The following is a 14,159-nucleotide window of genomic DNA, read 5'->3' on the forward strand; positions in this document are numbered from 1 at the left end:
GGCATCGTGGAAGCCTTGCGGATCACCGACGCGGGAGAGGGTCTGACCAATCTCGCAGGCGATACCTCGGACAAGGACGCCCGAGCGACCCGCGTCGAGGAACTCGCATTGCGCTACTCGGCTGATCCCGCGCCGGAACTCCCGACGCCGAGCATCGTCCTCCACGTACCGGCCTCCGCCCGTCCGGGAGCAACGCCGGAAGAGATCTACGAACTCGCGCGCGCCGAGTGGTCTGCCGGTGCGGCTGTTCGTGCCGAGATCGGAATTCCCGTTCTGGTGTTTGCCGACAGCATCATTCGTGGTGCCTTCCGTGCTCAGTCATGGGAGGTGTCCACCCGCAATGCCGACGGAAGCCAACTGTGGCGGTTCAACGGAACCGTCGACGACGAGCTTGCTGCCAAGTACGTCGGAACCGAGGTCACCCCACACAACGTCGGACTGAAGAAGTGGCCCGTCAGTGGTTGGGTCACGAGGTTGACTACCGCCCGTCCAGGTGCGGTCATGCCGGGACCTCGTAAGTCCAAGTAACGCAACAACTTCAGGTAGAAGGAATTGTGGGGGCGGGATCCGTTCGGATCCAGCCCCCACAATATCGTTGCCCGGGGGTTGTCAGCCGAGCAATCCGCTTCCCAGATAGTCGTTCTCGGTGCATCCCGGCGGAATGAGATACACCGCAGAACCGATCGGCGTCGTCCACTCGTTGAGTGCGTCGAAGTCACTCAATCGCTGTTGGACCGGTAGATATTGCTCGGCGATGTCCCGTTGGAATGCTGCGAAGATCAATCCCGAATTCGAGGTCTGCCCGCTCTCGGGTGCGTCGTCGTAGTTGTATGCCCGACGGAAGAACTGCTCCTTCTCATGCGTCTGGTGGGCTCGCGCGATGTGTGATCCTGGCGGGATCACCGGAATCCCGAACTTGTCCGTGAGTGTGAAATCCGCTTCGTCGAATTCGTTGGTTCCGTTGAGCGGAGCGCCATTGGACAACGTGCGCCCCATCGTGAGTTCGCGCCCCGAACGGTCGAGTTCGTCCCAGGTATCCATTTCCATGCGAATGCGTCGCAGTACCAACGAGGTTCCGCCCGCCAGCCACGACTGACCCGCGCCGTCGTGCCAGATCAGTGAATCGAAATCCACTGTTCCCGGAGCAGGATTGACGGTCCCGTCCACTTGGCCCATGAGATTGCGCATCGTGGTTCCCTCAGGCGTGGTGCCGCGAGCGTTGCGGAATCCCTTTTGCGTCCACCGGATGGTTGTCAGTGATCGGACGTTCTTGGTCAGAACTCGCACAGCATGAGCAATGGTCACCGGATCGTCGCCACAAATCTGCAGCAACAGGTCCGATCCGCCCCATCGATCGTCAAGTCGGTCGATCGCGTAGCTCGGCAACGGCTCGAACCAGTCCGGTTGACGTGCTTGCAATCCCAGCTTGGTGAACAGGCCAGGGCCGTAGCCGACGGTCACTGTCAAGCGTGCCGGATCCACAGCCAGTTCCCGTTCGGTGTCCGCCAACGCCGGGTTGCCCGCGGTGAGCCGTGACGCATCCTCGGACCACATCTTCATGATTCCGACGACGACTGCTCGATCGGTTCCAGGCAAGAGGTCGAACCCGATGAAGGTGCCGTGCGCTTGCGGCGTGGTGTCGATGCCGGCTTGGTGGACTCCGTAGAACGGTTCCACCAGCTTGCCTGCTTGCTGCTCCTGTTCGCTGCGCTCGACCACTGTGGTTGCGCCCCAGGTTATTCCCGCCACGCCGAGCGCGGCGGCGCCTCCTCCGAGAAGGCGCCGCCGACTGACTGCTCGGCTGGGCGGGTTCGTGTTCTCAGCCACCGTGATTCGGGTCGTAGTTCTCCTGATTACCGGAGAAGTCGCGAATCTGGGCTGTGAACGTGGTGCTGGAACCGTCGTCGTAGATCAAGGTGAGGTCGGTTTCTGCGCCTGGGAGCAGCGGCGCGGACAGGTCCATGAACATGAGGTGGTCACCGCCCGGGGTGAGGGAGGCGGACCCGTTGGCAGGGACCAGGAAACCGCCGTCCTTGGGACGCATCGTCATCGTTCCGCCGTCGCCGGTCACGACTTCGTGCAGTTCGAGTCGAGACGACGCGGGGCTGGTGGCCGAGACCACGCGTACGTCCTTGTCACTGGAGTTGACGAGTTCGGCGAACGCCGCGCTCATTCCTTCCGGCGCGGCCTTGACCCATTGATCCTGAACTGTGATGGATTGTGCAGCTTCGGTTTCCTTGTCGGAGTTGGAAGAACAGCCGGTCAGGGCGAGAGCTGCGGACAGTGCAACAGCTGCGAATATCTTTGTGCGAACAGTCATGTGTGTCTCCGTAATTCGTGAAGTGTCAGGTGGTGGCACGGCGTTTGAACGCCGCAATGCACAGGTCGATCAGCAGGAATGCGAGAAGGCTGATGCCGAGTAGCGGAACGAACCAGCCGACCAACGCCGTGATCGCGACGAGAGCAACGAGGCCGACCGGGGAGAGGTTGCGGATTCCGCCGCGGGCAGGAACCCGGCCGACTGCCCAGTCGGAGCCACGAGTGGGGCGTCGGCGCCACCACATGATGTAGCCCCGAATGACCACGCTGACCAGTGCGAGTGCCAGTGCGGCGAGTGCGATCTGGTTGGCAAGACCGAACAGCAGGCCCATGTGGAGTTGGATTCCCCAGGCCGAAAGTTTGGCTGCGAGTGGCCAATCCGAGAACCACAACTCGTCGGTGACCTTTTGCGTCGCTCCGTCGATTGCGATGGTGTTGTTGCTGTACACCCAGGGCTGACGTGTCTGGGCGACGGTGAACGCCGTCTCGGCGTTCGCGGGTATCGATACTTCGACAGGACCGGTGATCCCGTTGTACCTGGCGATACCGAGGACGGTGTCGACGCGTCCGACGTTGGTGTCCGTCAGCGTGCCGGTGGCGGCGGGGGCCATGTCGTGACCCTCGTGCCCGCCTGTCGCCGGAGGGGGAGCGTCGCCGAGAGTTTTCACAACTGAGGGCGTCGTCCAACTCAACGCGGTTCTCAGATTGCTGACGTTCTCTCCGGCGTAGGTCGACCACGTGAGGCCGGTCGCCGAGAGGAAGACCAATGCAACTGCTATCCAGATGCCGACGACACCGTGCCAGTTCAGGGTCCGGCTTCGTCCGGTGGATGCTCGGTCGATCGTGAGCAGTCGAGCGTTCCGGGCGGTGCGGTAACGACGGAACCAGAGGTAGACACCGCCGAGTGCGACCACCCACATCCACGACGCGGCCAATTCGCTGTAGAGGCGGCCGGGTTCGCCGAGATGAAGGTGGCGATGCAGTTGGGAGATCCAGGTTCGCAGCGGCAGCGAACCACTGCTTCCGTAGACCGCCAGCTCGCCGACCGGCTGTGCGAGCACCGGATCGACGAAGACGGCGAGTCTCTCCGATTCGCCCAGTGACGGATCGGTGAACAGGACTCGGGTGGTTTCGCCGGCAGCAGGGGACGGACGTACTGCCGAGACCGTCAAGTCGGGGCGGTACTGCTGAGCGGAACGGATCTGGTCGTTCAGTGACGCGATCTGTCCGGTGGTGTCGGTCTGGAGGTAGTCGCTGTAAACGAACTTCTCGATGGTGGGTGCCATCGCGTAGAGGCCGCCGCTCAATGCGGCGATGAGGATGAACGGTCCGATCAGGACGCCGGCGTAGAAGTGCAGACGCAGGATCAGTGGTCTGGCCCCGCCAACCTGCTTCTTCGGGGGAGAACTGTCGTTGGACGCGCGCGTTTGTGCGCGCTCCAATTCGGGTGCGGACATGCGTGTACTCGATCCCGCTGTGCGCCTTTGTTAACCGCGGGCGGTTAATAAAGGCGCACAGCAAAGTGGCGCACGTAATCACGTGCGTGAAAGGAAAGGGGAGGTGAGTTACACGAATGCCGGTGGGCCGCGAGTGCCCAGGCCTGAGGTGAGAAGTTGACGTAGAACAACTTTGGCGCGGTATCGAGTACGTGCAGCGAACGGTGACGGTTCAGCTGCCCACGGGCGCAATAGAACGGCGACGATTGCCGCTACCGTCGATGCGGCCACGACGTATCCGCGTTCTGCGCCGCGGATCAGCACTGCGCACACTCCGACGGCAGCGATGTGTGCTGCGAGCATCGGAAGGGACAGGAGCAGGCCGTGTTGATGATCCGAAGCGATGGTCAACGTCGCGTGACCGATGGCCTGACCCGCAGCGAGCATGAGGGCGAGCAAGAGCGCGGGGGAGCGACGGGTGTCGATGGACGTGACCACCGCGCCGACGCTCGCGCAGGCGAGGATCAGCAACACGACAGCGCTTTCGGACGGGGCCATGCCGCCGCCACCGAGCGCGTGGGCTGCGACGGAAACCGCGCCGGAGGTGCCGCCCACGAAAGCACCGCGCAGCTGCGCGACATCTTTCGGACCCGGCGTCATACGCGAAAGGATACAGGCGCCTACTACCGGGCTTAGTAGGTGATCGGTCGGGATCGTTTCGGTGGCCGACCGACGAACGCATTAGGTGGGGGATTTGTCCGATTCGCCAAACTTTGCCGAGGACCGGGTGAAACAAACGTGACGGTCATTTTCCGGTGCCAGACTTGGCTCTGGTCGCCGGCAACGGGTCGACGGCAGGGCAAACACATAGGAGAGTTTCATGAGGCGTCGATTCTTTGCGATATTCGCCCTGATGGGTGCGTTCGGTCTCTTCCTGTCTTCGGTGGCCTCGGCGGACCCGGTCACACGCTCCGTGTCGGGCACCCTTGTCAACTCGTGTAGCGATACTGGCGATCCGGTCGGGATATGGATGGTCGTATGGGATGGCTCGACGCAGATATCCTCGGCCACTGTCGGGGTGGGTGGCGGATACACGATCACGAACGTTCCTCCGGGCAATTACACGGTCAGTCCATACTCGCCGGCTGGATGCGGATCCGTACCCGACAGGACGGCGGTAGATCTGACGACGTCCGACGCGACCGGGATCGACTTCGAGTTGGTGAAGGTGTTCAGCATCGTCGGAACTGTCACTGGGTGTCCGGGTGCTGACGGGGTCGGCGCGTCTGACGTGACGTTGAATCTCCTCGATGCCGGCACGCAAATCGCGACGACAACGACGGATGATTCCGGTGACTACTTCTTTCAGTACAAGCCGGCCAAGGACGGCTATTCCGTAGAAGTGGTTCCCGGCAGCGGATGCGGTGCCGATCCAGCAGTAATTCCGGTGAATCTGAGCACGAATGACGTCACCGGTGTCGACTTCGCGCTCACTGCCGACGGCTGCGATACGGGCAGTTCGTTCGGAAGTGTGGATCTGTCGACGATTTTCGGAAGTCTCGGCAGTTCGGAATTCTGCAGCAGCTGAACACTTGTCCATGAAGGGAGGGCGATCGCCGAGGCGATCGCCCTCCCTTTTCTCGTTTGTTACCAAGGGATTTGCCCTGACATTGCGGAAGGCTGTTTCTAGCGGCAGATGAAGATATCTGTGCCGCATATCGTTACGACGTTCGTATTTGCTGAGATCGGCACAAGCTTGGGGACCAAAGTCATCGAAGTGCGGGTGTAACGGTCTGTTGTGCCACGACGGTATTGAGCAGAGAACGGCAAGCCCGCCAGAGTGATAGCGTCCGAGAGGCTATGTCCGAAATGATTCCGAACTCGACCTAGGAAAACGGTGCGCAGCGATAACAACGGTTCGAATAACGGAGTCCTGGGGAACAACTCCGGAACGACTCAGGGCGACGGCCATTTCGACGCGTCCGACGACGGCTATGCAACGTCGATTCGAACCGTCACCTTCACACCACAATTCGACGAGCCTGCAGCAAAACCGTTGCCCAGTCAGCGGATGCGCCAGCAACGTCGTGAAGAGCCGACCGATTTCCGGACCTCGACGCCCAGGCCTATGACCTCCGTCGACGACCTGGACATCATCAAGCGGGCGAAGCGTCCACCCGAACGCGGTTTGGGCAGTGTGTTGTTCAAACTCACCGGGGGCCGGATCAACACCGGGCAGTCGGCTGCCGAACTCGAACACCAGGCTCTCGTGCGCCGTGCCAACCGAACGGTGCGCGGCGTGTACAAGATTGCTTTCATCTCACTCAAGGGTGGAGTGGGGAAAACCACGGCGGCCAAAACTGTCGGTTCGACGTTCGCATCGATCCGTGGGGATCGAATCGTAGCCATCGACGCCAATCCCGACCTGGGGACTCTGGCTGATCGCGAACGACGTGAACATCACCTGACCGTTCGTGATCTGTTGGCCGACGGTGACATTCGTACGTACAGCGATGTTCGTTACTACACCTCGCAAGGCGACAGCCGACTCGAAATCCTTGCGAGTGAGGCAGATCCGGAAACTTCGGAGTCGTTCAACGAGCAGGACTACCTCGATACTCTCCGAATTCTCGAGGTGCATTACAACATCGTCATCACCGACTGTGGCACCGGAATCATGCACTCGGCCATGTACGGAATTCTCGACGAAGCAGATGCCTTGGTTGTCGTCAGCCCGACAGCTCAGGATGGTGCCCGTAGTGCTGCAGCAACGCTCAGTTGGCTGACCAAGCACGGATACGCAGATCTGGTGAGCAGGTCGGTCGTGGCGATCAATTCGACGCGGCCGGGTTCGTCTTCGCTCGACCTCGATCAACTCGAGGACGTTTTCGCTCAGCGTGGAGTGCGAGCGGTCAAGACGTTGCCCTACGACGATCACCTGGGCGAAGGCGGTCCGATCGACTTGAAGTTGTTGAACAAGCGCACGGCACGGGCATATCTGGAACTCGTCGCAGCAATTGCCGATGGTTTCCCGGACTCGGTGGGCAAGCACGCTTCTCGATAGAACGTGCTCGCCACCGAATCTGATCAGCAGGCTCCGGCGTTCAAGGGTGCCGAAGTATCGCGCCGTATCCGTCGGCGAGAACGAGGCGTTCGTCGATCTGTACCAACTCGGTGCCGGTCCCGATTGCGATGTAGGGGAGTACGCGATCGGCGGGCCCGATCAACTCTCCACTGGTGACTTCCTTGTCGTCAGGATCGGTGAGCAGCAGCGTCTCGACCTTGCCCTGTTCGAGGGCGTCGAGGACGCGTGCGGTCCCGTCGATGGAGAGGCCGGAGTCCCGGCCCTGCTCCGCGACGTAGCGTTCGGTTTCCACATCCATTCTGCGCAGTCGCTGCGTGTCGATCAGTTCACGAATCGACTTGGACACCTCGGCGGGTGTCGAACCGACTGAACGCGAACCCTTTTCGACGTCCACCACCCGTAGCGTCGACGGCAAAAGCTGTGCAAAAGCTTTGCGGGATTGTACTTCTCCGATGACAACTACCAGCGCGACCTTGTGTTCACGGGCGAGCGCCGCCGCGCGCTCCACAGCCTGAGTCAGGTTCTTCCGGATATTCTCCTCCACGAGGCTTTGGCTGTCGGTGTATCGCTCCTGACCGCCCACGTGTGCCTTGTGGACCGGGAAGCCGTCTCCGTCTACCGTTTCGCCGTACACGTCACGCCCGCGAGCATCGCGCACGCACAGGTCCGCGCCAGTGTGGTCGACCTTGGCGATGAGGAACGGTTCGGTGTCGTATCCGTGTGCGATCAGTGGAATCAGGTAGGGCAGTTCGCCCAAGGTCGCGATAGTGGAGCCGGCAGGTTCGAGCAGAATATCGTCGATCAGCACTGCCTCGGAAGTGGCGACGATCGCGCGTCCGGCGCGACCTGAGATGCCGTGATGGTTGTCCTTCACCTCGTCCAGTCGTGCGATCAGCGATTCCGATGCTCCCTGTTTCGTGAGTTGATTGCGCATCGAGCGCCATTCGAGTTCGAAGCGCTCGCGCGCATCTTCCCGGTTACGGACGTCTTCGAAGTACACGGAGGCAAACGGGCCGTCACTCGAACCGACCTTCTTCAGTCGCCCAGCATGCATGTCGGCTCCCTTCTGTAGTGGTCCTATGCCGCGTACCCGACAACCGGTGATTCGACACGACCGCTTTCAGTTCGCACGTTTGTTCGACTGCTGGTACTGTCTGTGAACGTGAGGGTGGTGCAGAGGGAAGCCTGCATCACCTTCACGCCAAGAGCCCGGGACCTGCCGCCGACTGCCTTCGGCGGCAGGTCCCGATTCTGCTTACTCGGCGTCGTCAGTGCCCTTCGACCTGTCGGAACTCTTGCGCCAGTGGGTGAATCGTTCCTTGATGTCCGACGCTACATCGCCGACGCCATTCCCCACGGCGCCCACCGCACCGCCCAATCCGCTACCGATGTCGCGCACCATGCGGATCAAAGGGTCCTCCGACTCGTCGAAGTTCTGCTTGTAGGTCTTGGCTGCATTCTTGAACTCGTCGCTGATCTTCGCTCCGTCGTCATCGCCGCGACGGGGGTAGTTTCCGCGCAGAATCGCGGCGTAGTCTCCGCTGTCCACCCACTTCTTGAGCTCGGCGGCGCGAAGCACCGAGAACGGGTGAGAGAGCAGTTCGATGTTGAGGAGCTTGAGTACACCGTCGCGGAGGTCGCCGCTGGCGTCGTACTCGGCGGCCTGGGCAAGAAACGCGTCGATGTCGATTTCACTGACTCGGGATCCGCCCGCCAATTTCATCTGGACGCGAATCGCGGTGTGTACGTCCTGCCCGCACAACAGTCCGGCACGATCACCGGACAGTTCTGACTTGCGCTGCCATTCCATGAGGGCGGCGATGATCGCGCGCAATGCCCACCCGCCGACGGGCAGCCATCCGATGGTTCCGGCCAGTCGCATCAAATGCATCAGGATGGTCCGATACACAGCATGACCGGACAGCGCGTGGCCAAGTTCGTGGCCGATGATGAACCGCTGTTCCTCGTAGTTCATCACGTCCAATAGGCCGGTAGTGACCACCATGAACGGCTTGTCCATGCCGATGGTGAAGGCGTTGACCATCGGGGTCTGGAGTACGAACAGCTCGGGTGTCTCGTCGGCCTGCAGGATGTCGACGCAGTCACGGCGCAGGTCGTTCAGGTCGCTGAACTGGCGTTCGTCGACTCGCACCGACGTGGCCAGGTACATGAGGCGGTGCTGACGTTCTTGGAGCAGTCCGGACAGCGTCCGCAGGACAGTGTCGAACCCCCGAAGCGTCCGGAGCGTCACCAATGCAGCCCGATCGGCTGGGTGTTCCCACGCACGCGAGCTGATGTCTGGGAACTCGATTCGGGTGCGATCTGGTGCAGTGGTCATGGTGGCCCCTCACTTCGATGTGTGTCGACTCACCTCCAGGGTAACGACTAGTCGGTTTAGCGTGGATTTCCGGCAGCTCACTCGGTGGGCTGGGGGAGCGTGCAGTCGGTGACTTTGGGGTTGACGCCGAAGTAGTTCAGCGGACCCGCGATGACCGTGAGCGCGATGGTCCCGACGCCGGCGCAGTTGGTCGGCGAACTGCTGTAGTAGCCGCGTTGGCCGGCCGCGACGGCCCCGACTATCAGCCAGATCAGAACGATCAGAGTCACAATTCTCATCATGGCGGGCTCGATTCTTCAAATATTATGGTGCCCAGCGAAATACCCGGTCAGAGTGGGTATGAAACGCTCTGCCGACGGGTATCCGCGGTGTATGCGGCTCGAGGCGGGCGTATCCGCCCGAGTGAACGCACTGAAGGAGCTTGTGATGATCATCCTCGGCGTGATCCTGCTGATAATCGGTTTCGTGGTGAACATTCCGATCCTGTGGACGATTGGTGTCGTCTTGCTGGTGATCGGAATCATCCTGTACGCGCTGGGCGCGGCCGGGCACGCCATCGGTGGTCAGCGGCATTACTTCTGATCCGTTGTCGGCTCGTCGTGCGTATCCGTGCCAGTCGGCGCGGTCGGTACGGTGCGCTGAACGGCACGCGCAATCAGTTCCCGAAGGCAGACCTGGCGCAGCGTTCGCTGTTGCCAGTCGCTGCCGTTGCCTGTGACTGACTTGAGCTGCAGCGCCGACTCCACGCTCGAGTACTCGCCTCCCTCGTCGAGGGAGTCACGGACATGGATCAGGAGCCGGTGCAACAGTTCCGTGGCTGAAATTCTTTGTGAGGTAATCGGATCGATCGACGCTCCCAGGACGCCTTCCTTCGCGGACACCCAGGTTGCGAGGCGGAGGCTCTCGAGGGAAATGTTCGGAGCCTCGATGCCCCGGTCTATCGCGCGTAACGCAGTTGCCACCAGAGCTCGTCCAAGGGTTGCAAGTAGCGCTGCATCCTCTGCTGTCGGCTGAACGTCGCAGACTCGGATCTCGACGGTCGGTAGGTGGCAGGAAGGTCGGATATCCCAGTAGGCCATCCGCTTGTCGAGCATCACGCCGCAATCCACCATCTTCGCAACCGCGGTGTCGAAGTCCCCGGTGGTCTCGAAGTACGGCGGCGGCCCGGCGACTGGCCACCTGGACCATTGGATCGCCCGCCAACTCGCGAAGTCGGTGTCGACTCCTTGGTGGACACGGGAATTGGCGCTCAGTGCCAACAAGGCGGGCAACCAGATGCGCACGTGATTGCAGACCTGCACGGCCTGTACTTGATCAGCGACGCCCACATGTATGTGGCAACCGCAGATGCTTTGTTCGGCAGCGAGGGCGCCGAAGCGTTCGCCCATCCGGCGGTAGCGAGGCGAGTCGCTGATCTCGAAACGCGAAGGCCCCGAAAGCGGTGCGCCGACGGCCAACAGCCTGCAGCCGTTCAACTCGGCAGCTTTTGCCGCGAGCCGACGCATGTCGATCAAGTGGGTTCGGAGTTCGTCGATGCCATGGCACACGGGAGAGTTGGTCTCGACTTGGCAGCGGGACAACTCGAGCTGAAGATCCAACCCCAGTGTCGACGCGGTTTCCGCAACCGCAACATTGTCGGTGGACGGCAACCAGGAGGTCGGGTCGACGAGGATGAATTCTTCTTCGACGCCGACAGTCGGGGTCGTCGATTCGTGGCGGCCAGCGGTGGATTCGGTCGAGCAGGTGGCGCCCATGCTCGCGTCTACCCGGTCGGTCGAAGGCGGAAACCGACCCGAGGAAGCCCCGTTCTCGTCGGGAGAACGGGGCCTGTGGTCGGCCTTGCCAACATCTCGGAAGCGTCAACGAGTCCTTGCACACCGTATGAATCTGGGGACTGGCGTGCCTGGGAAAACGTACTGTGTCGGACTCGGTAAAACGAGACCCCAAGGCATGTCTCACCCCCTATTTCACCCTCGTGTGGACTTGTCCGCACGCCCTTCGCCGAGTCGCGGATCATGACCTGGCGGCCTGCGGTGGTGCAGTCTCGGCTTTATCCGTGGGGCCGCCGTTATCGAGCAGATTCCGAGAATGCGAACCCATCTAAACTAACGTCCAGCATTCGGATGTGGCGTTCTGGCGGAGTGTGTGGGTTCGGTGAGTCAACAGATATTTGATCAGTTAATCGCGTGCACAGCATCCGGAGAAGTTGTGGAACTTTCGAACTGGTATTGCGTTTCACCAGCGCAAATCTTCAGTGGTCATGGGTAAAAGTCAGAAGATGGGAGAAAGTGCCTGGGATTGTGTTGCTACCGGTTCGTTATCGCAGACGAATGTCCACTATGTGCGTGGATGACGACTCTTGAAGGCGGGCAAAACTGCGTGTCAGCTGTGTCGGAGCTTCCTCTGTCTTTGTGTTCTTGGATTGAGAGTTTCACCAGGAATATCTTTCGTGATCGACGCGCCGGGAAATTTTTCTCAAGATTTACCCACTTGCTAATTGGGGAATTCAGCGGGTTGCAGAAGACTGAAATATTGCGGGTGGGAGCTGTTATTTCCGGTGATTTGCCCATATCTTGCTGAGTGGCGTATTTGCGACCGAAGTGTCGCGCGGTCGAGAAATAATGCTTTTCATGCTTTACATTGGAAATTGCAAGATGCACGTTTCATCCTCAGTGTTAAACGAAAGGACGAACGCAATGGGTAGCTTGGAAGATTTCGACATCGCGGCACTTCTTCAGAAGGTCATCGCATTCTTCGACGGATTCTCGTCGGACGAGACCGAGACCCCCACGGGCTAAGACTTAGCGAAGCCGCTGTGCATCCGGATGACACTGGATGCGCAGCGGCTTCTTTGTATCAGGACCCCATCTGTCAGCCCAGCCGGATCTGTCAACCCAGCCGGGAACTGAGCTCGGTATCTCGGCCGGGGCGGACTCAGCTTGCACATCGGTGCGAGCTGGAACGATCTTTGTCACATAAAATGTTAGGTATTACATATTGGACATCGATGAGTATTAGGGTGCAGGTATGGGGACGAAGCAGCCGGCCGGTTCAAGCGCAGATCGTAGTATCCGCGACGAAAAGCAGAGTGCCGTATTCCAACCACTGGCACGGACCAGCTTGCGCAGCGATGCCACGAGACTGCTTCGGGCCCGGATCTCGAGCGGTGAACTGGAGTCCGGCCGGCTCTACGCGATTGGCGACATCGCAGCGCAACTCGAGGTCTCGCCCACCCCGGTGCGTGAGGCTCTACTCGATCTGAAGAGCCAAGGGCTCATCGAGATGGTGAGGAACCGCGGCTTTCGCATCGTCGAACTGACGGATGACGAACTCGCGGACATCGTCGAAGTCCGGCTGATGCTCGAGCCACCTGCAATGGCGAAGGTTGCCGTGCTCGAACCCCCGCTGGATCTCACCGATCTCTGGAAGCTGAGCAAGCGCGTCGAGAACGCCGCGGCCGAGGGGGATCTGGTCTCATTCCTGACCCTGGACAAGGACTTCCACCTGGAACTTTTGGCTGCACTGGGTAACGCACGGCTGGTCAAGGTGGTGGAGCAGTTGCGCGATCAGACTCGCCTGTCCGGGCTGAAAGGCATTGCAGGCAGCAAGGACTTGGTCGGGTCGGCTCGGGAGCACGATCAACTCCTGCAGGCGTTGGAATCACGAGATCCGGTTGCGGCCGAAGCTGTCATGACTGCACACCTCCACCACGTCAGCGGGTTGTGGGCCGGACGCTCCGAAAAGTCCGACTGAAGCGGTCTGGCCCGAACACGCCGGCATAGGCCGGGAAGCTTCGGCCGAACACGCTGCGAGCGACCAACTCTCCGGTGACGGGGCCGAGGGTTATGCCGAGCATCGCGTGGCCGGTGGCGACAGTGACATTCGGATGGTGAGGTAAGCGACCGATGATGGGCATCCCGTCGGGTGTCATCGGGCGTAGCCCTGTCCACGGGACTGCATTCTGCGGAGGTTCCCAGGTGTCGAAATAGTCGGCTGCCGAGGTCAGTATGCCTCCGGCCCTTCGCTTGTCGATGTGTTCACTTCGGCCTCCGAATCCCATGGTGCCGGCCAGTCGAGTCGCACCGGACAACGGCGTGACGGCAACTTTGGCTTCCGACAGATACGACGCCCGAGTACCGACGGGGAAAATCGGTGGAACGTCGAAACCGTAGCCTTTGCCGGATTGGACGGGGAGTGTGTACCCGAGTGCTCGCACCACATCGGCGCTCCAGGTGCCCGCCGCGACCACAAAATGATCGGACGTCATCGGCCGTTCTACTCCAGAAGCTGTCACGTTGCCGGCGGAGTCTGCTGACAGTGTGAGTTCGGTGCCTTCCACGATCTCGACCCCGAGGCTCTCGCATTGTGTGATCAAGCTTTCGACGAAGGCTGCGGGGTCGAGGAATCTCTCGTGGGGACAGACGATCCCACCGACGACCGAGCTCGAGAGTCCCGGCATCAGCTGAGCCGTTCGGGCACTGGTGTGTACGTCGAATTCGTCACCGCCGAGTGCTCGCACCAGCGTCATTTCTTCGGCGTGGGAGTCGAGCGACTTCTGTGTGCGAAACAGCTGCACCAATCCGGATCGGTGGTTTTCGAACTGAAGCCCAGTGCGCTCGAGTTCGTCGAAAAGCTCGAAAGTCCGATGATTGAGTGCCATCAGATTTCGCAGACCGGATTCGAATCTCGTTGTGGTGCAGTTGCGAAGCATCGCAATCAAGAAGGAGGCAAGGCGAGGGTCGCGGCTGGGGCTGATGTACAGCGGGCTGTCAGGACGCAGCATCCACTTCAACGATTGGGTCAGTACTCCGGGGGCAGGGACGGGGGCCGACATGCTCGGGACGACCCACCCGGCGTTATGGCTCGACGCGCCGGTTCCCGCATCCCTCGCGTCGACTACACACACGTCGGCTCCCTCGGCAGCCAAAGCCAGCGCCGAACACAACCCGATCGAACCGGCACCGATAACGGTCACTCTCAT

The 14,159-nt window shown here is 60.9% G+C and carries 13 protein-coding genes and 1 pseudogene; 5 read left to right on the forward strand and 9 right to left on the reverse strand.

Translation table 11 applies throughout. The annotated features are described in order from the left end of the window. A pseudogene (locus A2J01_RS14260) lies at nucleotides 1-528 on the forward strand (GIY-YIG nuclease family protein); the annotation flags it as partial. Nucleotides 529-609: 81 nt separating this feature from the next. Here the strand turns inward: A2J01_RS14260 and A2J01_RS14265 are convergent. From A2J01_RS14265 to A2J01_RS14280, 4 genes are all read right to left on the reverse strand, one after another. Continuing rightward, nucleotides 610-1,827, reverse strand: coding sequence for a Dyp-type peroxidase (locus A2J01_RS14265; RefSeq protein ID WP_007734620.1), 1,218 nt, complete (start codon nucleotides 1,825-1,827; stop codon nucleotides 610-612). Continuing rightward, on the reverse strand, nucleotides 1,820-2,320 hold the full coding sequence (locus tag A2J01_RS14270; RefSeq protein ID WP_003945769.1) for a copper chaperone PCu(A)C: 501 nt from the start codon (nucleotides 2,318-2,320) through the stop codon (nucleotides 1,820-1,822). Before A2J01_RS14270 ends, A2J01_RS14265 begins: the two co-directional genes overlap by 8 nt. A gap of 25 nt (nucleotides 2,321-2,345) precedes the next feature. Further along, nucleotides 2,346-3,776 (reverse strand): PepSY-associated TM helix domain-containing protein, encoded by a 1,431-nt coding sequence (locus A2J01_RS14275; protein ID WP_007734624.1) that lies wholly within the window; start codon nucleotides 3,774-3,776, stop codon nucleotides 2,346-2,348. 108 nt (nucleotides 3,777-3,884) lie between these two features. Then, a complete protein-coding gene (locus tag A2J01_RS14280; protein ID WP_007734626.1) occupies nucleotides 3,885-4,415 on the reverse strand; it encodes a hypothetical protein in 531 nt (176 codons plus the stop codon). Nucleotides 4,416-4,635: 220 nt separating this feature from the next. Here A2J01_RS14280 and A2J01_RS14285 point away from each other — a divergent pair, with 220 nt between their 5' ends. Together A2J01_RS14285 and A2J01_RS14290 are read left to right on the forward strand one after the other, a co-directional pair. Continuing rightward, nucleotides 4,636-5,343: a hypothetical protein gene (locus A2J01_RS14285; RefSeq protein WP_064112938.1), complete on the forward strand. Its 708-nt coding sequence runs from the start codon at nucleotides 4,636-4,638 to the stop codon at nucleotides 5,341-5,343. 309 nt (nucleotides 5,344-5,652) lie between these two features. Then, nucleotides 5,653-6,819 carry a MinD/ParA family ATP-binding protein gene (locus tag A2J01_RS14290; protein ID WP_003945525.1) on the forward strand — a complete coding sequence of 389 codons (1,167 nt, stop codon included), beginning with the start codon at nucleotides 5,653-5,655 and terminating at the stop codon, nucleotides 6,817-6,819. Between the two features lie 40 nt (nucleotides 6,820-6,859). Here A2J01_RS14290 and A2J01_RS14295 read toward each other — a convergent pair whose 3' ends face one another. From A2J01_RS14295 to A2J01_RS14305, 3 genes are all read right to left on the reverse strand, one after another. Further along, nucleotides 6,860-7,894 (reverse strand): baeRF2 domain-containing protein, encoded by a 1,035-nt coding sequence (locus tag A2J01_RS14295; RefSeq protein ID WP_007734628.1) that lies wholly within the window; start codon nucleotides 7,892-7,894, stop codon nucleotides 6,860-6,862. Nucleotides 7,895-8,095: 201 nt separating this feature from the next. Further along, nucleotides 8,096-9,178: a M48 family metallopeptidase gene (locus A2J01_RS14300; protein ID WP_042452503.1), complete on the reverse strand. Its 1,083-nt coding sequence runs from the start codon at nucleotides 9,176-9,178 to the stop codon at nucleotides 8,096-8,098. Nucleotides 9,179-9,255: 77 nt separating this feature from the next. After that, nucleotides 9,256-9,459, reverse strand: coding sequence for a hypothetical protein (locus A2J01_RS14305; protein ID WP_003945456.1), 204 nt, complete (start codon nucleotides 9,457-9,459; stop codon nucleotides 9,256-9,258). 145 nt (nucleotides 9,460-9,604) lie between these two features. On the opposite strand from A2J01_RS14305, the gene A2J01_RS36405 reads away from it, so the two are divergent. After that, entirely contained in the window at nucleotides 9,605-9,760 is a 156-nt protein-coding gene (locus A2J01_RS36405; protein WP_197494224.1) for a DUF6131 family protein, read from the forward strand. Here A2J01_RS36405 and A2J01_RS14315 read toward each other — a convergent pair. Beyond that, complete coding sequence (locus A2J01_RS14315) at nucleotides 9,751-10,932, reverse strand: carboxylate-amine ligase (protein ID WP_064112940.1); 1,182 nt, start codon at nucleotides 10,930-10,932, stop codon at nucleotides 9,751-9,753. The two genes, A2J01_RS36405 and A2J01_RS14315, sit on opposite strands and share 10 nt — an antisense overlap. A gap of 1,273 nt (nucleotides 10,933-12,205) precedes the next feature. Between A2J01_RS14315 and A2J01_RS14320 the strand changes: the two genes are divergently transcribed. Then, nucleotides 12,206-12,931, forward strand: a complete 726-nt coding sequence (locus A2J01_RS14320; protein ID WP_081305440.1) for a GntR family transcriptional regulator — start codon at nucleotides 12,206-12,208, stop codon at nucleotides 12,929-12,931. Here A2J01_RS14320 and A2J01_RS14325 read toward each other — a convergent pair. Then, nucleotides 12,891-14,159 carry an NAD(P)/FAD-dependent oxidoreductase gene (locus A2J01_RS14325; protein ID WP_064112941.1) on the reverse strand — a complete coding sequence of 423 codons (1,269 nt, stop codon included), beginning with the start codon at nucleotides 14,157-14,159 and terminating at the stop codon, nucleotides 12,891-12,893. The two genes, A2J01_RS14320 and A2J01_RS14325, sit on opposite strands and share 41 nt — an antisense overlap.

Source organism: Rhodococcus sp. EPR-134 (assembly GCF_001647205.1).
Classification (GTDB): domain Bacteria; phylum Actinomycetota; class Actinomycetes; order Mycobacteriales; family Mycobacteriaceae; genus Rhodococcus_F; species Rhodococcus_F qingshengii.